Annotated in this window: 16 protein-coding genes; 8 read left to right on the forward strand and 8 right to left on the reverse strand. The window is 35.5% G+C overall.

The window, feature by feature from the left end:
* Positions 1–220: 220 nt before the first annotated feature.
* Genes LUA91_RS17635 through LUA91_RS17650 form a run of 4 tightly spaced genes read right to left on the reverse strand, consistent with a single transcriptional unit; the run spans position 221 to position 7,069 of the window.
* Entirely contained in the window at positions 221–1,360 is a 1,140-nt protein-coding gene (locus tag LUA91_RS17635; protein WP_231427427.1) for a cytochrome-c peroxidase, read from the reverse strand.
* A 4-nt stretch (positions 1,361–1,364) separates the two neighbouring features.
* On the reverse strand, positions 1,365–2,915 hold the full coding sequence (locus tag LUA91_RS17640; protein WP_231427428.1) for a DUF6850 family outer membrane beta-barrel protein: 1,551 nt from the start codon (positions 2,913–2,915) through the stop codon (positions 1,365–1,367).
* Between the two features lie 46 nt (positions 2,916–2,961).
* Positions 2,962–4,281 (reverse strand): DUF4876 domain-containing protein, encoded by a 1,320-nt coding sequence (locus LUA91_RS17645; RefSeq protein WP_231427429.1) that lies wholly within the window; start codon positions 4,279–4,281, stop codon positions 2,962–2,964.
* Positions 4,282–4,291: 10 nt separating this feature from the next.
* The gene (locus tag LUA91_RS17650; RefSeq protein ID WP_231427430.1) at positions 4,292–7,069 is read right to left on the reverse strand and encodes a TonB-dependent receptor; all 2,778 of its coding nucleotides are present in this window, start codon (positions 7,067–7,069) and stop codon (positions 4,292–4,294) included.
* Between the two features lie 211 nt (positions 7,070–7,280).
* Here LUA91_RS17650 and LUA91_RS17655 point away from each other — a divergent pair, with 211 nt between their 5' ends.
* The 3 genes from LUA91_RS17655 (at position 7,281) to LUA91_RS17665 (ending at position 11,366) form a co-directional block, all read left to right on the forward strand.
* Positions 7,281–9,182, forward strand: coding sequence for a class II glutamine amidotransferase (locus tag LUA91_RS17655; protein ID WP_231427431.1), 1,902 nt, complete (start codon positions 7,281–7,283; stop codon positions 9,180–9,182).
* Between the two features lie 167 nt (positions 9,183–9,349).
* Positions 9,350–9,913, forward strand: a complete 564-nt coding sequence (locus tag LUA91_RS17660; RefSeq protein ID WP_231427432.1) for a hypothetical protein — start codon at positions 9,350–9,352, stop codon at positions 9,911–9,913.
* Positions 9,914–10,127: 214 nt separating this feature from the next.
* Positions 10,128–11,366: a thioredoxin family protein gene (locus LUA91_RS17665; protein ID WP_231427433.1), complete on the forward strand. Its 1,239-nt coding sequence runs from the start codon at positions 10,128–10,130 to the stop codon at positions 11,364–11,366.
* A 71-nt stretch (positions 11,367–11,437) separates the two neighbouring features.
* Here LUA91_RS17665 and LUA91_RS17670 read toward each other — a convergent pair whose 3' ends face one another.
* The gene (locus tag LUA91_RS17670; RefSeq protein ID WP_231427434.1) at positions 11,438–12,064 is read right to left on the reverse strand and encodes a LysE family translocator; all 627 of its coding nucleotides are present in this window, start codon (positions 12,062–12,064) and stop codon (positions 11,438–11,440) included.
* A gap of 143 nt (positions 12,065–12,207) precedes the next feature.
* Here LUA91_RS17670 and LUA91_RS17675 point away from each other — a divergent pair, with 143 nt between their 5' ends.
* The 5 genes from LUA91_RS17675 to LUA91_RS17695 all read left to right on the forward strand — a co-directional run bounded on the left by LUA91_RS17675 (position 12,208) and on the right by LUA91_RS17695 (position 18,348).
* The gene (locus LUA91_RS17675) at positions 12,208–13,641 is read left to right on the forward strand and encodes an MFS transporter (protein ID WP_231427435.1); all 1,434 of its coding nucleotides are present in this window, start codon (positions 12,208–12,210) and stop codon (positions 13,639–13,641) included.
* A 63-nt stretch (positions 13,642–13,704) separates the two neighbouring features.
* Positions 13,705–14,160 carry a dCMP deaminase family protein gene (locus LUA91_RS17680; protein WP_231427436.1) on the forward strand — a complete coding sequence of 152 codons (456 nt, stop codon included), beginning with the start codon at positions 13,705–13,707 and terminating at the stop codon, positions 14,158–14,160.
* 147 nt (positions 14,161–14,307) lie between these two features.
* Positions 14,308–15,837, forward strand: a complete 1,530-nt coding sequence (gene guaA, locus LUA91_RS17685; RefSeq protein ID WP_231427437.1) for a glutamine-hydrolyzing GMP synthase — start codon at positions 14,308–14,310, stop codon at positions 15,835–15,837.
* A 112-nt stretch (positions 15,838–15,949) separates the two neighbouring features.
* On the forward strand, positions 15,950–17,164 hold the full coding sequence (locus LUA91_RS17690; protein ID WP_231427438.1) for an ABC transporter substrate-binding protein: 1,215 nt from the start codon (positions 15,950–15,952) through the stop codon (positions 17,162–17,164).
* A gap of 20 nt (positions 17,165–17,184) precedes the next feature.
* Positions 17,185–18,348: an RsmB/NOP family class I SAM-dependent RNA methyltransferase gene (locus LUA91_RS17695; RefSeq protein ID WP_231427439.1), complete on the forward strand. Its 1,164-nt coding sequence runs from the start codon at positions 17,185–17,187 to the stop codon at positions 18,346–18,348.
* A gap of 329 nt (positions 18,349–18,677) precedes the next feature.
* Here LUA91_RS17695 and LUA91_RS17700 read toward each other — a convergent pair whose 3' ends face one another.
* The 3 genes from LUA91_RS17700 to LUA91_RS17710 all read right to left on the reverse strand — a co-directional run bounded on the left by LUA91_RS17700 (position 18,678) and on the right by LUA91_RS17710 (position 22,207).
* Positions 18,678–19,259: a MarC family protein gene (locus LUA91_RS17700; protein ID WP_056849401.1), complete on the reverse strand. Its 582-nt coding sequence runs from the start codon at positions 19,257–19,259 to the stop codon at positions 18,678–18,680.
* A 57-nt stretch (positions 19,260–19,316) separates the two neighbouring features.
* Positions 19,317–20,654 (reverse strand): porin, encoded by a 1,338-nt coding sequence (locus tag LUA91_RS17705; RefSeq protein ID WP_231427440.1) that lies wholly within the window; start codon positions 20,652–20,654, stop codon positions 19,317–19,319.
* A 95-nt stretch (positions 20,655–20,749) separates the two neighbouring features.
* The gene (locus tag LUA91_RS17710; protein ID WP_231427441.1) at positions 20,750–22,207 is read right to left on the reverse strand and encodes an amino acid permease; all 1,458 of its coding nucleotides are present in this window, start codon (positions 22,205–22,207) and stop codon (positions 20,750–20,752) included.
* Positions 22,208–22,300 lie beyond the last annotated feature (93 nt).

Genomic DNA, 22,300 nt, shown 5'->3' on the forward strand with positions numbered 1-22,300 from the left:
ATATGAAGAAAAAATCAAACAGCAGCAAATCATGTTTCTTCATAAAAAAGCAAATGAACTAAAAATGCAATTAATTGAATTATAGATAGTTGAAAGTAACGTCAATGGTAGGATGACGACCGTTCATGGATGGCGTTCATTAGCCAACCGTCATTCCCACGCAGGTGGGAATCCTAGAATATTCGCTGTTAATCTTGTTATCAGCTGAAAGCTAGAGAGATTACTGTGGTAATTTCTCTACTCTAACCAAAACAGTAGGAGATGTGAGCGCATCTAAAAAAGAAACTACAGCATCTTTTTCGGCCTTACTTAACATCAATCCCTTTAAAAGTTTATCATTTTTAGGCAATAACGGATCGTTTACCTGCTCGGCTTTAACCCTTTGATTCGGCATTCCAACATTGTACATATTCAATACGCCATCCATATCAGGAAATAAACCGTTGTGAAACCAAGGAGCCGTTTTCATCACATTGCGTAGGCCTGGCGTTTTAAATTTGCCTACATCTTCAGCTTTTTTGGTTACGTTGTATAAACCTAAATCTTCATACTTACGCCCATAATAAGTTAACCCGTCGTTATGAAACTCATTATCTGTAAAAAATGGTCCGTTGTGGCAGTTAATGCACCGGGCTTTGGTACGGAATAAATGCAATCCTACCAATTGTTGATCAGTTAATGCTTTTTTATCTCTGGCAAGAAAGCGATCGAATGGGGTTCTTCTACTCACTATGCTACGTTGAAAAGTTGCTAAACTTTCGAAAATTCTTTTATTAGTGATGGTTTTTGAGCCAAATGCTGCGGTAAAATAAGGCTGATAACCTTTAATTTTGCTTAGTTTTTTAGGAAGCGCCTTCATATCCTGGTGCATTTCGTTATGCGCTGCCACCGGACTTTCAGCCTGCTCTTCTAAACTTGCTGCTCTCCCATCCCAAAATAAACGTTTGTAAAACCATACATTTTCTAACGATGGTGCATTGCGAATATTGGTTAAATGGTCATGGCCAACGGAAACCTGACGGCCATCTGACCAGTGCAAATCTGGCGCATGACAACTTGAACAAGAAATTTGGTTTGAACCCGATAAACGGGGATCAAAAAATAAAATCTTTCCAAGCTCCACCACATTTTTTACCGAATCATTTTTCAAATCGACAGGAGAGGGGGGAAGTTCTCCCAGCTCCTCAAAAACTGCTCCTTTATCTACAGTTGGTTTTGGCCATTGATCAGTAGGCTTTGAATAAACTTTACGCAAGCTATCTATGCTCAATTCATCCTCATCATTGAAATTTGTTGATTGAAAAGAAAATAAGATTAATCCGGTTAGGATTAAGGCAAGCGATACTAAAACTTTATTCATGGTGTTAAAAATACAGATTTAAGCTGATATTGGAAGAAAATCGGTCTTTACCGGGAATGAAAGGATAATTATTATCTTCTATTTTTAAGCGATTTACGTAAGATATTCCAAATTTAATTCCTGCTTGAATTTGATCGAATGCAGGAAAGCTAAAGTCAGCATTTAAACCGCCTCCAATTCTAGATGAAGTGTTGTAAATATAATCGTAATAAATAACCCTTTGGGTAAACTGACCAGCATTTATACTTTGTACAGTTAAATCATTGTTAAGGGGCTTGGTGTAAATCCCAGTTAAATCGAAACCCCAATTACATTGTTTTGCGGTAGTTTTGTTGTATCCAAATCCACCAGTTAAATCTAAGTTATTATATTTTACATCATTTCCAGTTAATCCATCTTTCCTTTGTTCTCCATTTTTATAAACTGATAAAAAGTAGTTAAACATATTTGTGTGTTTTTTAACCGTTAATATACTTTTAAAGCCGATCTGTTGAGATTGGTACAAGTAATTATTCGCTAAGTAAATGTAATTTAAATCTTTACCATTAATATTGTTATAAATCAGGTTGGTAGATATTTTTTTGTTACCCAATGTTTTTAGCCACAATAAATTGTAAGAATCTTTATCAAGGTCGTAATTATTGAAATTAGATCGTCCTAACGAATTCGATCTCAAGTATTTTTGCTTTTCCTGGATATGCGAATAGGAGAAATAAAAATTGCCTAAAGCACTGGATTCAAAATTAATGTATGTATCAAAACCATTTCTGGTCTGGTCGTTATTATAATCTCGTTCTATATTCTTTACATAGGCTTCTCCATAGCCATTAACCAGGTAATTATTATAGGCAGGCAACAAAACGATTTGAGAAAAACTATTATTCTTGTAATCCACACTAAAACGCTCTTGTCCGTATCCATATCGGTATGCTGCGCCTAGCTTTAAGCGATTAAAAAATGTGTAGCCAATTGTGCTAACCAAATTAAGTTGAAAATCTGATATCGCTCCCCTTGGATCATTTGTAGAAAAATGATTTCCAATCCGATAATCAGCACCAATGCCAATGGGTAAATTTTTTTTAATGATGTTTTTTTCTGCTAAAGCACTTAAATTATATACTGAACGCTCATAACTAACATTAATAGGCGAGCCAAAGTAATAAGGTGCAGAAACATTATTCCTGGTTTGATGATTGTACATTGTACTATCTTCAAAAGTTTTGTGATAGCTAAAGAGACCCCATAACGCAATTGATCCTAACTGTGTGCTACCCTCAGTTTTTAAATACGTGTCTTTTATTTTTGCCGAATTTTGAGCCTGCATAAAGTTTCCCTTATCATAATTAAAGCCAGCATTAATGCTGCTGTATTGCAAAGGCATAAGTTCGCGTAGGTTAAACGGACTTAGTTTAGCAAATTCGTATGCGTTTTTGTAAACGGAATCAGCATTAAAAACCTTGCTTGATAAAATTTGCGCTAAAGGCTCTATTTTATTTTGACCATAGCAAAACAAGCAAAAAGACGCTAGTATGATGGATATAATTATTTTCTTCATTTTGTATATTAAAGCATATTGCAAAAAGCAATAATTAGCTATTAAATTATTTAAATCCTCTTGGTGCTGCCAGATTTAAATAATCGAAGTCTTCTGTTGAGTTGTTGGTATCCTTTAAAATTCTTCTTCCATTCTCTGTTTTTTCTGTTTTCCTAATCACAGATTGAGAGCTGTATTGGCCGTTCGGCGCAAATGTATAACCTGCATCTAATGATGCTCCAAGTTTTTTCGGAACACGTGCTGATGCGGTATTGGGTTGTATCTCAACGGCATCAATTACCACTTTATTGGGTATTTGATAAAATTTATCAGAAGTAGAAGATGGGGCAGATACTGTGGGATAATTAAATTGAGGATATTTCTTAACATCAGTTTTGCCATCTCCTTTAAAAACGATAAATGCTGTTCTTCCAGGATTATCAAATAACATATCAGTACCATTATATGCCAAAACTTCAATGTTAGGCACAGCAGGATTATCAATGTCTGACGCCAAAGGTCGGGGAAGAAATGGCGCAAAGTAAGCTTCGAAATCAGCGCCGCTTAAATCAATTGTTAAAGAAGGGTCGCGAACGGTAATCGTTTTTCCATCTGTTCCGGTAAACGGAGATTTATGATTAATTGCAGTTTGTGCGATCACAATACTTGCTCCTGGCTGTACGGGATATTGTTTGCCTTTTCCGGGCAGCATAAATAGTGCTCTTGGATAAATGTAATCGTTATTAGCATCAATATTAGATGGCATATTTAGCGATTTATTCCAATCCATTTGTCCATTAGGTAGGGTATGGTAAGTGGTATTAGTATAGCTTTGGCGACCGATTATTTCTGCAAAATATAAGCTATCGGCATACATGATAGAATCGGTATTATTATAGATTTCAATAAACTGATCTCTAAAACTTGCTCCAGTTGTTGTGTTTGAGCCCGCATAATAAATTTGCTTAATTAGCCAACTTCCAATGTTACCCGATATAAGCTTCAGACTTTGACTTGTATTGGTTAAACCAATTACCTTGTTTTTATCAGAAGCATTAAAAATTACCTCTTTATCCACAATCTCTCCTGTTAAACTTGTGTAGATTGTGGCAGGGATTGTAATTGTTGCGCTTATATCATAAACACCAGGAGATATTCCATTGAAGGATACATTTCCATCAGCATCGCTTAATAATTCTCGCTCTACGTTGGTATTAACATTGAGTATTTTTACTGCAACTTTGTTAAGCGACAATTTTTTCCCCAAATCAATCGAGGCATAACTTGAATTGATTTTTAGATCTATGGAATGTAGTTCCGGGTTATCTATTTTTTTGCAGGAAAAAAAGATAATGGTGCAGATACTATATAAAATTAACTTTCTCATCTGATAATTATTAAAGTTTTAGAGACATTTCTGCTCCGAATGTTGGCGCAGTATTAGGAAATATTAACGACCCAGTGGTACTGGTATAGTAAGGCTGATAATTCAATACATTATATACATTGAAAGAAAACCGGAAACGTTTTTTAATTTCCTTGGCGATGCTTAAATGATAATTTGATATGATTTTTGGCAAATTGGTAGAACTTAATTCTGCTGGCGACCTGTAAAGGTGGCTAGTTAAAGGATCGTTTCTGTCAAAATTGTTTACCACAACATAACTATTATCAAGTGTGTAATACGCTACTGGTAAGTTTTGATTTGCTGCACTAACGGTCTTTTTATATAAATCAAATTCGGCAGTAAGCTGGAGAATCAAACTAACTTTAGGAATGTGTGTTGAGGCCGTTATTCTACCAGAGCTGAAATATGCACTTCTGTTATTTGGTTCGTATACTCCTGTAACTGCATATTTCGGATTGGTACTTGTTGTTAAAGAAGTTACAGCATTTGTTATTGTAGGATAGGTAGATTGATAAGCAGTTTTTGAAAATCCACCACTTATATTGAAAGAGGTAGCGATTTCTTTAATTTCTGGTGTACTTAAAACTATTTCAAAACCCTGATTTTCTGATCTTAAATCATTATCAAATCGATAATAATCTAAGGAATAAATTCTCGATCCGGTTTGCGTATAGGCTGCCGGTTGGCCGGGAGTTAAAACAGCAGAATAAGTAGGTAAAGTTAAGGCTTGAAAATCGTGAACGGTACTAATGCCATTGCTGTTAGTTTTGTTATAAGCTGAAACAGAAAGATTGAAATCCTTTAACTTTATTTGGGTTGTAAATTCAATGGTTTCACTTTTTGATGCTTTCAAATTTTCGTTATTTGGCTCATACCTGTTCACATATAGCAAATAAATACTTTCATTTACATTTCCATTGTAAGCATTCAGCAAAGGAATTTCTCTAAAGGTAGGGCCAGGATATCTTTGAGCAAGCCCTGGCGACTTAAATGATAAGCCGTAAGCTAATCCAACTCTAACATTTTTGCTTAACCCATAGTTGAGGTTAGTTCGCGGAGCAAAAGATGCATAACCATTTTGGATATCAGCCCTTACACCAGCTCGTACATTTAAGTCTCGATCAAATAATTTAACCTTAAACATATCTTCGGTGTAAAAGCCAGCATCTTTAATGGCGTTGGCCAAATTAAAATCATAATAACGTTCTGAATTTTTCGAGGAGAATGTTGTTGAAGTTACCCTTACACCACCCCTAGGAGCATTTGGATCTACAACCTGACCTAAACCCTTATTTGCACTATAACTGTAGTTTGTTCCAAATGATAAATAATGCGTTATATTTCCAGTTTTAAATTCTGTACTAAGATCCAATCGGGCCGAAAAATTGATTGGGCGACCATCTATTTGAGAAACGGCGGTGTATACGCCTGAGTCATATTTGCCTCGCGTAATTCCTGTCGTTACCGCATCAGAGTATAAAACATATGCTTCATTAACCAATTGTTCGTCGTATGTAACTTGATGACCTTCAGCATAATTTAAGTTTAATCCAATACTTTTGAAAAAATTACTGCTAAAGCGATAACTGGTCCTGTTACTCAAACTTAGATTCCAACTATCGAACCTTGTTTTAGTGCTTTTCGGATCATCAGGATCCTGTTTAATGCCATCCAAATTTCTTCCATAATCAAAGCTAAAAGTATTTTTAAGCGCCTTGTCTTTGCCGTAGCTATTGGTCCACATGGCATTTGTATTTATTCTTCTATATTCCTTTAATTTATCGCGATTATCTGCAAATGAGTTAACATAATTTGCGCCTAAATTAAGTGAACCAAGCTTATCACTCAGTTTTAATCCTTTAGATAAACTGTAAGATGTAGCATTATCTCTTAGTTGCATTCGTACATACGTAGGCGATACGCCAGCTTGTCTCTCTATAATTACTGCACCATCGGTCAAATCGCCATATTTAACAGGAGCTACACCCGAAATAACTTCAATGCTCTCAATATTATCTGCAGGAATTTGTCTTAAATCGGTTCCACCAAATGCATAATCTCCGCTATAGGTTGTACTTCCACTTCCTCTTAAACCATAACCAGCACCAGAAGTTACAGCAGAACCACCCATACCACTAATACCTACATTTCGACTTTGCATATTTGCGTTATTGCTAATCGGGTTGCCATCTAATATAATTGCCACACCAAATGAATTATTTAATTCGAAATCACTTCGCCCACTAGTTGTTGGAGCAAATGTTGATCTTAAAGTTAAATTTTGTACATTTTGCAAAGAAGGAGGTGTGATTTTCCTATTGGGAATCTGATTTAATAAATCATTGACACTCAAAGCAGGTATTTGCTCAATTAAATCACGGTTGATGACCAAAGAAGAGTTTGTTTGACCAGAATAATTCCGTTTGGCGTTGATCTCAATGTTTTCTAAACTTAAATCCAATACTTTTAAATTGATGTTGCCAAGGTTGGTTTCTCCTTCTTTAATTGTAGCGAAAATTCTTAGTTTTTGAAAACCGATGTAGGAAATTTCAAGCGTTAGCACATTATTGATCTCTGACCCATTAATTCTAAAAATCCCAAATTTATCAGTTGTTGCATACTGATTGGTTTCTATAACCTTAATGTTTACCAGCTCCAGCGGCCTGTTTTGAGGGTCAACAACTTTTCCGGTGACCGCGTTTCGAATTTGCGCCATCCCGGCGAAACAAACCAAAACCAATAGTAATAAAATGTAAAGTTTCTTCAATTTAGACTAAATCTTAATAATGGCACAAATATGTGAATTTAACATTTCTTTACAAAACTATTTAGAACAATTCTAGATAATTTAACATTTTACGCTTTATATTTCTTTACCAACGCATTATTCCAAATTAACCTCCTTGTGACAAAAGAAAACACTTTTGTTTAGGTTGTGATTATTTAAAAGGATAACTTTGCGGCTTCAAACCCACACAATGAGTGATCAGATAAAACACGAATGCGGAATCGCTTTTATTCGCCTGTTAAAACCACTTTCTTACTACCAGCAAAAGTACGGTACAGCACTTTACGGCCTTAACAAATTATATCTTTTAATGGAAAAACAGCATAACCGGGGCCAGGATGGCGCAGGTATTGCCACCATTAAATTGGATATGAAACCTGGCAGTAGGTACATAAGCCGATACCGGAGCATGGCTTCGAATGCGGTAGCAGATATCTTCGAATACGTACAAAATAAGTTCGTAGATATACAAGAAAACACGCCTGAATTAATGCAGGATACAGAGTGGCTCAAAAACAATGTTAGCTTTATCGGCGAGGTGTTATTGGGCCATTTGCGTTATGGTACACATGGTAAAAACAGCATCGAAAATTGCCATCCTTTTTTAAGGCAGAACAACTGGATGACGCGTAATCTTGTCATAGCCGGTAATTTCAACATGACCAATGTTGATGAATTATTAGAGCAACTGTACGAGTTAGGTCAGCATCCAAAAGAAAAAGCAGATACCGTTACAGTTTTAGAAAAAATTGGTCACTTTTTGGATGATGAAAATCAAGAGCTTTTTGATCAGTATAAAAAGGAAGGATTTGATAATGTAGCCATTACCCATAAAATTTCCGATCACCTGGATATTCCAAATATTCTTCGTCGCTCGGCTAAAACCTGGGATGGTGGATACTCAATTTGTGGTATGGTGGGTAATGGTGATTCATTCATCATGAGAGATCCGGCAGGTATTCGCCCGGCTTATTATTATTATGATGATGAGATTGTAGTTGCAGCTTCAGAAAGACCGGCATTACAAACTGCCTTTAATATCCAATTTAAAGATGTGAAGGAAATTGATCCCGGTCATGCTTTAATTATCAAAAAAAATGGCGAGGTAAGCATGGAGCAATTCCGTGAGCCTACTGAAAGATTATCCTGTTCGTTTGAACGCATTTACTTCTCAAAAGGAAGTGATGTGGAGATTTATCGTGAGCGTAAACAATTAGGCCGTTTATTAAGTGACAAAATTCTTCAGGCTGTTAATTATGATTTAAAAAACACGGTATTCTCATTTATTCCAAACACGGCAGAAGTTGCGTTTTTTGGGATGGTTGATGGTGTTCAACAATATGTTCGCAGGCACCAGAAAGATATTCTTCTACACAAAAAGGAAGAATTGTCTGATGAACAATTGGAAGAATTGTTATCAATGGCGCCAAGAGTAGAGAAACTTGCAGTAAAGGATGTTAAATTAAGAACCTTTATTACGCAAGATGCTGATCGTAGTGAAATGGTGGCTCACGTTTATGATACCACTTACGGCATTATCAATAACCATCAGGATACTTTGGTGGCCTTGGATGATTCAATTGTTCGCGGTACAACATTAAAGCAAAGTATCATTAAAATTGTCGACCGTTTGCATCCAAAGAAAATTATTATTGTTTCATCAGCTCCGCAAATTCGTTATCCAGATTGTTATGGGATCGATATGAGTAGAATGGGCCAATTTGTTGCGTTTGATGCAGCTATCCAGTTATTAACGGAACGCGGAATGTGGCAGGTTATTGAAGATGTTTATACCAAATGTAAAGCATCCATATTATTGCCAAAAGAGGAAATTGTAAATCATGTAAAAGAGATCTACAAACCTTTTACTCCCGAAGAAATTTCGGCTAAAATTGCGCAGATTATTACGCCAAAAGGCACAGTTGCCGAAGTGGAGGTAATTTATCAAAGTTTGGAAAACCTGCATGAAGCTTGTCCGAAAAATAAAGGCGATTGGTATTTCTCTGGCAATTACCCAACTCCAGGTGGAAATAAAGTGGTGAACAAAGCTTTCATCAACTGGAAAGAGGGAAATAATCAAAGGGCTTATTAAACCCTAAACATATTCAAAGTTAGATAGCTCGCAATTGATGCGGGCTATTTTTTTTGTCTAAAATTATGATTGCTATCATGTATTGACTAAAGCCAGTAATTTAATTTATCACAATTTGTGTGCGTAGATAAAAACATTTAGAAAGGTGTAAATGTTAATTCACCATTATGAAAAATTTGATAAAATTCTGTCTGGCATTTACCATTGCCTTAGGTCTTGGCTGCTCTGATAGTAGCCAACAAAAGGTTACCAATGCTATTGATAACACCAGTGATAGTATTTCTAGTAAGCTATCAGAATTGAATGATACACTAAAAAATGTAAAGGACGATATCAAAAGCCGTATTCCGAAGGTAGAAATTAATGTAGGTAAAAAAATTCCAATAGGCTTGCAATGGATCAGTTTTGAAAGTGAGAAAGGATTTGCCGAAATAATTAAAAAGGAAGACAATTGGTTTTCTATAAAAGGCGAGCAGACTAATAATAGCAATGAATACCTGAAGATTAATGGGCGGATGAAAAGGTTAGATGCCAATAGAATATCATTTGATGGTACAATAATAACTTACATTAAAGATAACAACGGGGGCATGCCTTGTGAAAAGACGGGCACACAAGTGTTTTTAAAAAAAGGAGATCGGGCCTATTATCGATTACAAAAAATGGAAAACTGTGCTGGCGGTAAACTTCTTGATTATGTAGATATTTATAATCTTGACAATGTTTTATAAATCGGATTTAATTCAACTAAAACCTATGCTATAACTGATAGGTGATTCACGATATTAGATTTAAAAGGAAGAAAATGATAAAAAGCTCGCATTATTGCGGGCTTTTTGCTTTTAACGGAACTGGCCTTTTGCTAAACATGAATAAGTGCAGTACACTTAATATAGGTTGTGCTTGAAAAATATTTTTAACTTTATGTAAAACAGTATCATCCCTATGAAACGTATTTTCTTTATATTCTTATTAGTTGCTAGTTCAATCAACTATTTAAGCGCAGCAACTTTTTCAACTGGCATTGTTTTTTTTAAAGGTGATTGGAAAGGTTTGCTAAATGAGGCAAAAAAACAGCATAAATTAATCTTTTTGGATTTTTATACAGATTGGTGTGCACCTTGCAAAAGAATGGATGCTGAAATCTTTCCAGATAAAAATGTTGGTGAAGTATATAATCAGCTATTTGTTAATTATAAGGTTAATGCTGAAAAAGGAAATGGAATAGAACTGGCAAAAAAGTTTAGCATAAAGGCTTATCCCACCTGGATTTTTCTAGATGAAACAGGAAGTGTCATCTTTAGGGCGGATGATTATATGTCGGCAGTAAAATTTATTGATTTAGGAAAACGTGTTGCTGCTCAAAAAAATGCTGTAAATAGCCTGGCACATTTTGAGAAAAAATTTGAAAAAGGTAACCGTGAATCTGGTTTTTTAAAATCTTATATCATCAAGCGGAGCAGTATGAAACTTAAAAATTCAGAATTACTGAATTTATACATTAATAGTTTACCTGATGATCAGATTAAAACAGCAGATGAATTGGTGTTCCTGGCTAAAAATATAGGTTATGGAAATTCTGATGCAGTGAAGCTTATTTTATCAAACCTTAAACTTTTGAATGAAAATCAACTTAAGGAAATTACCCGGCCAATGATTGCCATGCTTACCAATGAATTTGCTGAAGCTAGGAAGGAGAAGAAACTAGTTGAGGAAGAAAATGCCCTACAAAACATCGAATTACTTGTGCCTTCAATGAATGAAGAACAGGTTAATAATGTTAATCGTTATAAAGTGCTTTTTTATACTGAACGTAAGGATAGCGAAAAATTAAAAGTCGCAGGTTCTTCAATCGCTTCCAAATTAATGCTTGTTCCTGATGATTTAATCAATAGAAAGAATCAGGAATTTTATGATGAAGTTATGGCACCTTTCTTATCGGGGAAAGAGGATAGTACCAAAATCCCCGGGTTTTCTGAGGAGGCAAAAAGGATGAAGAAAAATTTTGCTGCAGGAATTGCTTCCGGACTTTACATGGTTGCCGAGGCTTATTATAAAACGTTAGAACCAACAGATCGTGCCCTGAACGACTCATTACTATGGGCAGAACGAGCGCATGCACTAACACCGAATGAAGCAACATTGAAATTAAAGGAAAATATAAAAGCAAAAATTGGTAGTTAGCAATTTGCTATCAGATAAATGATCTTGATAGGAGGCTTTATATCTAATGACGCTTTATCAGTCATCCAAATTTAAGCGTAAAACTGAATATAGGTTTTATATATTAACCAAAAAGCAAAGAAGATAATTATTACGCCTGCAATTTTGTTGAGTGTTTTTAAGGCATCTTCCTTAATTTTATAACGAAGCTTACTCGAGTAAAAACTCTTGGCTCCATCAATACTCAATTGTGTAGCCATAGCAATGAAAAAACAGACCAGCTTCTCATTTAGCATATTATTAAGTTTAACCGAAATAATTCCACTTACAATAATCCAGAACATTAATGTAGATGGTGTAAGGATACACATTAAAAAACCTTTTAAAACATAACCGCGTTTACTTATTTTTTGAAGTGTTGCCGAATCATAGTTCACCTTCATTTTTGATGCCAAATAATATATTCCTACAGCGAGTAAAAAAACTCCGCCAATGGTTCCTACATATTTATCAAAGCTGGCTTTGTAATCAAAAAACTGGCTGCCGAAAAGTACTAAGGCAATTAAAATAACATCACTAATTATAACACCAATAGCCAAAGAAAAACCTGCCATAAAGCCTCTTTCTATACTGGTTTTAATCATTGCAAAAAATACCGGACCTGTTAAAAACGACGAAATAATCCCTGCCCCAATACCTAATAATATGGCTTCAAACATGTATTGTATTGTTTATAATATGCGAATATGCAATTTTATACCTAAACATAGCGCATTTATTTTTGTTGCATAAGTTGCATAAAAGTTACTCTTATTTAAGTTTTTTTTATCTATGTTTAGCCCCACTAAAACTAAATTTAAAAATGAGTTCAGAACAAACACAAACCAAGTGGGCCCAATTTATTCCTCTGGTTACCGTATTCTTTTTTTGGGGCTTTGTTGCCGCAAGTAATGATATTTTAATTCCTGTTTTTAAAAAGGCTTTCGATCTTTCACAGGCTGAAAGTCAGTTGGTTTCGCTGGCATTTTATATTGCATACACTGTTGGCGCATTAATTTACAACGGAATTTCTGTACTTATTGGTCAGGATATTGTGAACAAGCTTGGCTATAAAAATTCATTAGCCTTAGGTTTGGTAATATCTGCAGCAGGTACATTATTGTTTTATCCTGCGGCTAATTTGGCATCGTTCCCGCTAATGTTATCAGGATTATTTATTGTAGCCTTAGGATTTTCATTGCAACAAACAGTTGCTAACCCTTTAGCTATTGCTCTAGGGCCAATTAAAACCGGTTCTCAACGATTAACTTTAGCTGGTGGGATTAATAATTTCGGTACTACCATTGGGCCACTAATTGTAAGTTTTGCCATTTTTGGTTCTGCTGCAAATGCAAGCTCAGACATTAGTATCGAAAGTGTTAAAATTCCTTATTTAATTCTCGGTGTTGCCTTTATAGCTGTAGCTATATTTTTAAAATTATCATCATTGCCTGATCGCCCGGCTTTAGTAGAAGCAAAAACTGAAGAGGTGGGTGTAAAAGGATCTGCTTTAAAATACCCACAATTGGTTTTGGGAATGATTGCCATATTCGTTTATGTAGGCGTTGAAGTTTCTACGGCAAGTAATCTACCTGCCTATATGGAAAAAGATCTAGGTTTTGCTTTACATGATATTGCCCCATATATCTCTTTGTATTGGGCAAGTATGATGATTGGTAGATGGACAGGAGCGGTTGAAGCTTTTACAGATAATATTAAAACGCAAAAAATATTGAGATTTGTTGCGCCATATTTAGCTTTTGGAATTTTCTTAGCTGTAAATGCAATCGCCGATCATGATTTGGCACCCTTTTACGTTTATGGATTGATTATTCTTGTTCTAATCATTGCAGATATGGCCAGTAAAGGAAATCCTGCAAGAATGTTATTGATTTTTTCTGCCATAGGTATTCTTGCCTTACTTGTAGGTATGTTTACAACTGGTATGGTAAGTGTTTATGCCATTACCAGCGTTGGTTTATTTTGCAGTACATTATGGCCATGTATTTTTACTTTAGCAGTAAGTGGTTTAGGCAAACACACTAGTCAAGGCAGTAGCTTCTTAATCATGATGATTATGGGTGGAGGTATCATCAGCTGGTTGCAAGGGGCAGTTTCAGAATTTACAGGCATTCAGTACAGTTACATTGTAGGGATTCTTTGTTTTGCTTACTTAGCTTTCTACGCCTGGAGAGTAAGTGGAATTTTAAGATCTCAAGGAATTAATTTTGATCAGAAAATTTCTGGTGGACATTAATTTTTAATAAAGTATTTTTACAGCCACAAAGATTTATTCTTTGTGGCTTTTTTATTTTTTAGCATGACTAACAAACCAAGTTTCGACACCATATTTATGAATCTCGCTACCGATTTGGCCGAGCGATCGCATTGCGTTAGAGCACATGTAGGTGCCGTTTTAACAAAAGATACCCGTATCATTTCTATTGGTTATAACGGTCCTCCGGCAGGAACACACAATTGCGATGAAGAATGGCCAGAACATGGTTGCGCAAGAGATAGTAAGGGAAGTTGTTCTTTAGCGCTCCATGCAGAAGAAAATGCAATATTGTACGCCTCTAAAAATGGCTCAAAAATAGAAGGATGCACACTTTACACTACATTATCTCCGTGTATAGCTTGCGCAAGATTAATCCTCTCCTCAGGAATTAAGTTGGTGTATTACTCAAAATCGTATGCGGCATACAAAGGTTTGCCTAGTGATGAAGGTGTAGATTTTTTAAGAAAATTTGGGGTAGAAGTAAAGTTGATTGGTTAATTGCTGAATTGAGTAATAGGTTAATTGTTAAACGGCTAAACTGTTGAATGGTTAAGCTTGTTGCTAACAACTAAACACTGATAACTTGCAGCCAGAAAATATCAATAAAACAATTTAACAATTCCCTTTCTTTCTCTATCTTTGCGGATGCAAGAAAAAATCATTATCGTCGATTTTGGTTCGCAATTTACACAACTCATCGCTCGTAGAGTTCGCGAATTAAATATTTACTGTGAAATATATCCATACAATAATCTTCCAGAGATTTCAGAAGATGTAAAAGGCGTTATCTTTTCTGGTAGCCCATACTCTGTTCGTCAGGATGATGCTCCACAAATTAATTTATCAAAATATCATAATAAATACCCATTATTGGCAGTTTGTTACGGTGCTCAATATATCGCACAGCAATCTGGAGGCCAGGTACAGGCATCTTCTACACGTGAATACGGTCGTGCCAACCTAAATTTTGTTAACCAGGAAAATAAACTATTTAAAGGTATTAATATCGACTCTCAAGTATGGATGAGTCATGGTGATACCATTACCGATATGCCTGCAAATGCAGAATTAATTGCCAGTACTGAAAGTGTAAAAGTTGCTGCTTATCACATTAAAGATTCCAATACTTATGCCATTCAATTTCATCCTGAAGTTACACACAGTATTGATGGAAAATTACTGTTAAAAAACTTCTTGGTTGATATTTGTGGTTGCAGCCAGGATTGGACTTCTGCTGCATTCATCGAAACTACCATTGCCGAGTTGCAAGAAACTTTAGGTAACGATAAAGTAGTTTTAGGTTTATCAGGAGGTGTTGATAGTAGTGTAGCTGCGGTTTTGTTGCACAAAGCAATAGGTACAAACTTGCATTGTATTTTTGTTGATAACGGTTTATTGCGGAAAGATGAATATGCACAGGTGCTTGAGCAGTACAAACACATGGGCTTAAATATAAAAGGAATTGATGCTAAAGATCGTTTTTTAAGTCAGCTTGCTGGATTAACAGATCCTGAATTGAAACGTAAAGCTATCGGCCGGGTTTTTATTGAAGTTTTTGACGATGCTGCACACGAAGTTACTGGTGTAAATTGGTTAGGCCAGGGAACTATTTATCCTGATGTAATTGAATCAATATCGGTTAATGGTCCGTCGGCTACGATTAAATCTCACCATAATGTAGGTGGTTTGCCAGATTTTATGAAGTTGAAAGTGGTTGAGCCGCTAAAAACATTATTTAAAGATGAAGTGCGCCGAGTGGGTAAAGCTTTAGGTATTGATGACGTTATTTTAGGTCGCCATCCATTTCCAGGTCCTGGTTTAGGTATTCGTATTTTGGGTGAAGTAACAGCCGAGAAAGTAGCTATTTTACAAGATGCGGATGCAATTTACATCAAAGAGTTAAAAGCTGCTGGATTATATGATAAAATTTGGCAGGCAGGATCAATTTTCTTACCTGTACAATCAGTGGGAGTAATGGGCGATGAGCGTACCTACGAAAACGTAATTGCATTACGTGCTGTAGAATCGGTTGACGGGATGACAGCAGATTGGTGTCATTTGCCATACCCAGTGCTTGCTAAAATCTCTAACGAGATTATTAATAAAGTTAAAGGCATTAACAGGGTTGTGTACGATATCAGCTCAAAACCACCTGCAACTATTGAGTGGGAATAATTGATTTCAAAGTTTTCGGTTTGAAATTTCCAGTTCAAACTAAGTAAAATAAAGATTATGCTAGCAAGGTGGAATAAACTTTGCTAGCATATTTTGTTAAATAACAATAGGTATGAATTTGAGAAACGGTTACTTTATTTTAGTCTTCTTTATTTTAATTTTAGGAGCTTGTTCGCCTAAAATAAGAACCCCTAAAACAGAAACCACAAAGCCTGTTGAGAAGGAAAAACCTGCTGATAAAAAGAAGACAGCAAAGAAGTTTACCCAAGCCAGTATTTCATTGCTTGCCCCCTTTAAACTCGATGAAATTAATTTTAAAACAGCAACGAAATCAGATGTAGAGAAATATGCAATGCCTATCGATTTTTATCAGGGGTTTAAATTGGGTATTGATTCGGCTGCAGCTTCGGGTTTAAATTTCAAATTGAATGTATTTGATACACAAGATGATAATGCACACATCTCTGCTCTTTATAAAAATGAACGTTTTAAACAGAGTAATTTAATTGTAGGTCCTGTTTTTCCTGATGGACAAAAGTTTATCGCAGCGTATTCAAAAGAGAATAATATTCCCGTCGTTTCGCCACTAGCAGCATCAAATCCTTCAGAATTTAATAATCCAAATCTTATTTCGATTGTAAACAGTATTGATTTGCATGCTAAGAAGATTGCGGCTTACATCACCAAAAGTTACAGTTCAGCAAATACGATTGTAGTGTTGATTAACCCTAAAAAAAGTGAGGATGAAGCTTTTGCGGCGCCAATAAGATCGTATTTCAAAGCTAATTCAAAATTTGTAATACAGGAATATGCTTCCGTATATTCACTAGAAACCAAAATGATTAGCGGTAAGCAATATGTGGTTATTGTAACTTCATCCGATAGGTCATTTGTTTTACCAACCATAGAAAAACTTAATAAATTGAAAAATCTTCCTAAAGGAGGTTATACCATAAATTTATTTGGTCATCCGAATTGGGTAAAACAAAATTATCCTACCGAAATGGTACAGGCTTTAAATACGATTATTAGTTCATCGTACAAAATTGATTATAAAAATTCAGCAGTTACTTCATTTATTAAAAGATATCGCCGCCAATACGGTTTTGAACCAGGAGAATATGCTTTTAAAGGTTTTGATATTGGCTTATACTTTGGTAAACTTTTAGATCAATATGGCGAAAGCTACTTAGAGAACGTTACAAAGGAAAAATATAAAGGTTTGCATAATAATTTTTCTTTCATTCATGATGAAAAATTGGGTTATATTAATACCAGTTTAATGTTGCTGAAGTATAAAAACTTTGCCTTAAATATTGTCGAATAAATTAAATACTTTCCGTTGTCATGAGAGCAGACCATCAATTACGGGCCTTTGAGCAGATTTTGAATAGTTATGATGGAAGTTTGCCCTTACATCGTTTTTTGCCTGGTTATTTTAAGCAAAATAAACAAATGGGATCTTCAGATAGGAGATGGGCCACCAGGCATTTGTACAGCCTTTTTAGGTTAGGAAAGGCTTTAACACAACTGTCGAATGAGCAGCGGTTAGCTGTTGCAGATTTTCTCTGTCATGATACTTTGAGTTTAATAGTTGAAAAAAATTATCCTGAACTTAAAGCGCTTATAACGCTTTCATTGATAGAAAAATTGAAAATTGTTAAAGAAAAATTTTCAGATTTTGTGCTGGAAGATGTTTACCCACTGCATGATAAGTTGTCGGCAGAAATTGATAAAGCCGAATTTTTTACTTCATTTTTTAAACAGCCAGATTTGTTTATTCGTGTTTCTGCCAACGAAATAAATGAAACAATTGCAAAATTAGAAACTGAAAATATTCCTGTACAAAAGGCATTAGAAACAGCATTGGCATTGCCAAATGGAACTAAATTAGAGGCTATTCTTTCGGAAGGATCTTACCAGGTTCAAGATCTTTCTTCTCAATATACTGGTAATTATTTTCAGCCAAAAAAATGGGATAAGTGGTGGGATTGCTGTGCTGCATCTGGCGGGAAAACCTTACTGCTTCATAGTTTAGAGCCAGGTATTGAGTTGCTGGTAAGTGATTTACGGGAAACTGTTTTGTTAAATTTAGATGAACGCTTTCGGTTAGCGGGCATAAAAAAATACCATAAGAAAGAACTTGACTTATTAAAAAATAACGATCAAATTTTGCATCATTATCAGTTTGATGGAATTATTTTAGATGCTCCTTGTACAGGTTCGGGCACTTGGGGGCGGACGCCAGAAATGCTAACTTTTTTTGAGGAGCGAAAAATCAATCAATTCGCAGCGATGCAGAAGGCTATTGCCACCAACGTTGTGAAATATTTAAAACCTGGAAAACCCTTAATTTACATTACTTGTTCTGCCTTCGCTGAAGAAAATGAAGACGTTGTGCATCATCTACTAGATACATTGCCTTTAAAATTAGAAAAAATGGAGCTAATAAAAGGATATGAACATAAAGCAGATACTATGTTTGTAGCCCGATTAATTAAAGACGAATAAGCAAAAAGGGAGGGCACACTAAACGTGCTCAAACCAAGATTTATAATTCTTTTTAAGGTATTTTACAGCTTCTATTAAAACTGCAATTGCTCCAATTACTAATGTATATTCCTCAAAGCTGTTCATGATTGGTTAGCTTTATGTTTAGATGAATATACGTAATTTTTGTTACATTAATATGCTCACCATTGCGAGAAACGATTTTTCATCGTTTCGTGTCAATCTCATTTTCATCATTGCCTAAGAAAAATGGTGGATTCCTATTGCAAAATTGTTGATGAGCATTAATAAATTTATTAGATAATCAAGATATGGAAACCATACACCTTTTACAGCCCTGTATTGTTTCTGAACAATTTGATGGCGATAGCCAATAAAATTACTCCAAAAGCTTTACGAAGGATATTTAATCCAGTTTTACCAAATAATTTTTCTAAGCGTTCGGTATTTTTTAAAACGAAGTAAACGAAAAGCATATTAAGGATAATGCCCACAAGAATGTTTTGTGTTTGATATTCTGTTTTTAAAGATAATAGCGTTGTCATTGTTCCTGCGCCGGCAATCAAAGGGAAAGCAAGCGGTACAATCGAAACTGTTTCTGGTGCTTCCTCTTTAAAAATTGTTAATCCTAAAACCATTTCCATTGCAATAAAAAAGATTACAAATGAACCAGCAATGGCAAATGATTCTACATCGAGTCCAATTACCTTAAGTAAAGATTCTCCAAGAAATAAAAACAAAATCATGAGCGCCGTTGCTACAATCGATGCTTTTTCTGATTCGATATGTCCTGCTTTTTTACGCAATTCAATTACTACAGGAATTGAACCCAGAATATCAATAATGGCAAAAATTACCATTGTAGTTGTTAGAATCTGATTGAAGTCGAACTTCAAGAAATCGAATTTCATAGAGAACAATTTTAACAAAGGTAAAGCAATTTGTATAAATTGAAGGTGATCAAATGTTTAGAAATAAAATTGCGTTCTTAAAGTTAGCACATTATCCTTTCTATCATCTTGATAATCCTGAATTTGTGTTGTTTCATTTTTGATCACATCGTAATATAAAACAGCTTTAAAGTGAGGGTTAAAATGATGTAGGAGACCGAAGCCAAAAGTATCAAACCGAACATCAGCGGCAGATAAACCTCTTGCTGCCGAAATATCCATACCTTTTACTTTAGAATTTGGATCATACCAATCGTATTTGAAAATCAACTGATTATCAGTGCTGTTTAACGTTTGGACATAAGTAAAATAAGCACCGTTAAAATTTCTGGTATAGTATGGCAGAGGTATAGATTTATTATCAACAGGATACGTGCCTGGGGTGGTAGATGTTGTCGATGTACCCGTTTGCAAACCCGAAATTACTTCCGCTCTTAATTCAGATTTCCAGCTTTTGGTTGAAGTAGCGAATTGAATGTCTGCCCCATAATATCTTCGGGGGGCAACTTTATTAATGGTCGTTGCAGATGAATCTTTTACCATTTCCCATAAACCGTTTTTACTATCCATTTTATAGCTAACTGGCAAGCGATGGTTTAACCCGCCCTGCAAAGTGCTTATACCACCTGCAACAGATATACCCATACTTTTAATTTTGTATGGTTTATGGCTAAAACGGGCAATAACATCTTTACTATTATCAAATTCTGCTGGGCCAGCTAATCCCTGTCCGTTATAAACACCTAAATCGAATACAAAATTTTTAAGTTTAGCATCTTTCCATCTGGGATTAAAAGTAAATGTAATCCCCAAATCACGCTCTGTTTTCATTAAAATTTGCGACATTCGTCCACGTTCGGGTGCTTCCCTGCCTGCAGAAGAAAGTTGTAACTCGTTTCCAAAAGGGCGACCTGAAAGTCCTAATGTGATGTAAAACAGCTTCCATTTATTTTCATAGTAACGGCCCCAAAAATCTCTGATATTAACACCTTGTTCTGTTCCGTCGAATTGTAAAACAAAATATGTAGAAGGACTTTGATCATCATTCAATATCATATAATCGGCCCTTAACCTACCTCTTCGTAAACGAAAGCGGTTATTGGTGTACTCGCCAAAGTTTCCTCCCTGATATTCTGCCTGCGTGCCGTTTGATTGTGCAACCTGAAATTGAGGCTGCATGTAACCACTAAATGATAGTGAACCATATTTCTTCGAGATAATCAACAAGTGATTTACCGTAGTTGAATCCATAATGTCATTAATCGTTCGCTGTGCAAACGAGGAGGAAGAAACAACTAATAAAATGAAAACAACAAAAGTGTATTTACTTATTGCCAATAAGAATGAATGGTTCATGTAGCTGATTTTATGCAAAGGTAAATCAATAAAACCTTTACCAAAATAAATGGCATAAAAAAGCCCCGATTTCTCGAGGCTTTTGAAAAATAATATTATAATCCAGGTCTTGGTGGATCGACTGGCGGAACCACTTTTCCCTTATTTCTAAGTACTGAATTACCTTTTCCATAAAAGAAGTAGATCGCTATACCTAAAGCCATCCAAATTGCTAAACGGATCCAGGCTTCTAATGGTAATGACGACATTAAGTACACACATACAATTACACCCATAATTGGTACGAAAGGAACTAACGGAGTTCTGAAAGGTCTTGGTCTATCAGGATCAGTTTTACGTAATAACATAACGCCAATACAAACCAAAGAGAAGGCAAATAATGTACCTATTGAAACCATGTGGCCTAAATCTGTTACCGGAACAAAACCTGCAAATATGCTCACAAAGAACATGAAGAAGATATTGGTTTTAAATGGTGTTCTGAATTTTGAGTGAATGCTACTGAAGAACTTTGGTAATAATCCATCTTTAGACATCGTGTAGAATACACGAGATTGTCCCATTAACATCACCAAGATTACTGATGTATAACCAGCTAAAATCGCGATGATTAAACCCATTTGTAACCAGCTGTATCCAGTAACTTTAAAAGCTGTTGCTGCCGGAGAAGCGTCACCTTTGAAAATAGAATATGGAACTAATCCGGTCATCACATGAGCAAATAGCACATATAAAATAGTACAAACTACTAACGACCCTAAAATACCAATTGGCATACCTTTTTGTGGATTTTTTGCTTCCTGAGCAGCAGTAGAAACCGCATCGAAACCAATAAATGCGAAAAATACCAATGCAGCACCGGCGGCAATTCCAGAAATACCAAATTCACCTTTAACACCTGTGTTTTCTGGTATGTAAGGCGTATGGTTAGCTGGATTAATAAATTTCCATCCTAAAGCGATAAATACGATTACTACAGTAACTTTAACAATTACCAAAATATTATTAAGACTTGCCGATTCTTTTGTTCCGCGGATTAGCATTAATGAAAGCAATGATACGATCACTACTGCTGGAAGGTTAATACCTCCACCATCAACTTCAGCAAACGATTTGGTTAAATATAGCGGCATTTCCATCCCAAATTCATGGAGGAGTTTGTTGAAATATCCAGACCAAGATACACCTACCGTGGCCGCACCAAGTGCATATTCCAAAACCAAATCCCATCCAATTACCCAAGCCATAAACTCACCCATGGTAGCGTAAGAATAAGTATAAGCACTACCAGCTACTGGAATCATTGATGCAAACTCTGCATAGCATAATCCTGCGAAAGCACAGCCAACAGCAGCTAAAACGAATGATAATGTTACTGCTGGTCCGGCGTGGTCAGCGGCGGCGATACCTGTTAAAGAGAATAAACCTGCCCCAATAATAGCTCCGATACCCAGAGCAACAAGGCTCGTACTGCTCAGTGTACGCTTGAGCGTCCCCTCTCCACTTTCAGCAGACTCTGCTATAAGCACATCAATAGGCTTTTTAAGATTCATAATTTGTTTAGTCTTTTATGTTTGTTGATTTATGATAATAAGCGGTAAACCTAAATAAAAATTGCGAAAAAGAAAAAGGGATTTTGTTAAAAA

The sequence above is a fragment of the Pedobacter sp. Leaf250 genome, from assembly GCF_920984735.1.
Lineage (GTDB): Bacteria > Bacteroidota > Bacteroidia > Sphingobacteriales > Sphingobacteriaceae > Pedobacter.

Coding starts and splice junctions, on each gene's coding strand:
- LUA91_RS17635 (WP_231427427.1), bottom strand. CDS start 1,360: ATGAATAAAGTTTTAGTATCGCTTGCCTTAATCCTAACCGGATTAATC.
- LUA91_RS17640 (WP_231427428.1), bottom strand. CDS start 2,915: ATGAAGAAAATAATTATATCCATCATACTAGCGTCTTTTTGCTTGTTT.
- LUA91_RS17645 (WP_231427429.1), bottom strand. CDS start 4,281: ATGAGAAAGTTAATTTTATATAGTATCTGCACCATTATCTTTTTTTCC.
- LUA91_RS17655 (WP_231427431.1), top strand. CDS start 7,281: ATGAGTGATCAGATAAAACACGAATGCGGAATCGCTTTTATTCGCCTG.
- LUA91_RS17660 (WP_231427432.1), top strand. CDS start 9,350: ATGAAAAATTTGATAAAATTCTGTCTGGCATTTACCATTGCCTTAGGT.
- LUA91_RS17665 (WP_231427433.1), top strand. CDS start 10,128: ATGAAACGTATTTTCTTTATATTCTTATTAGTTGCTAGTTCAATCAAC.
- LUA91_RS17670 (WP_231427434.1), bottom strand. CDS start 12,064: ATGTTTGAAGCCATATTATTAGGTATTGGGGCAGGGATTATTTCGTCG.
- LUA91_RS17675 (WP_231427435.1), top strand. CDS start 12,208: ATGAGTTCAGAACAAACACAAACCAAGTGGGCCCAATTTATTCCTCTG.
- LUA91_RS17680 (WP_231427436.1), top strand. CDS start 13,705: ATGACTAACAAACCAAGTTTCGACACCATATTTATGAATCTCGCTACC.
- guaA (WP_231427437.1), top strand. CDS start 14,308: ATGCAAGAAAAAATCATTATCGTCGATTTTGGTTCGCAATTTACACAA.
- LUA91_RS17690 (WP_231427438.1), top strand. CDS start 15,950: ATGAATTTGAGAAACGGTTACTTTATTTTAGTCTTCTTTATTTTAATT.
- LUA91_RS17695 (WP_231427439.1), top strand. CDS start 17,185: ATGAGAGCAGACCATCAATTACGGGCCTTTGAGCAGATTTTGAATAGT.
- LUA91_RS17700 (WP_056849401.1), bottom strand. CDS start 19,259: ATGAAATTCGATTTCTTGAAGTTCGACTTCAATCAGATTCTAACAACT.
- LUA91_RS17705 (WP_231427440.1), bottom strand. CDS start 20,654: ATGAACCATTCATTCTTATTGGCAATAAGTAAATACACTTTTGTTGTT.
- LUA91_RS17710 (WP_231427441.1), bottom strand. CDS start 22,207: ATGAATCTTAAAAAGCCTATTGATGTGCTTATAGCAGAGTCTGCTGAA.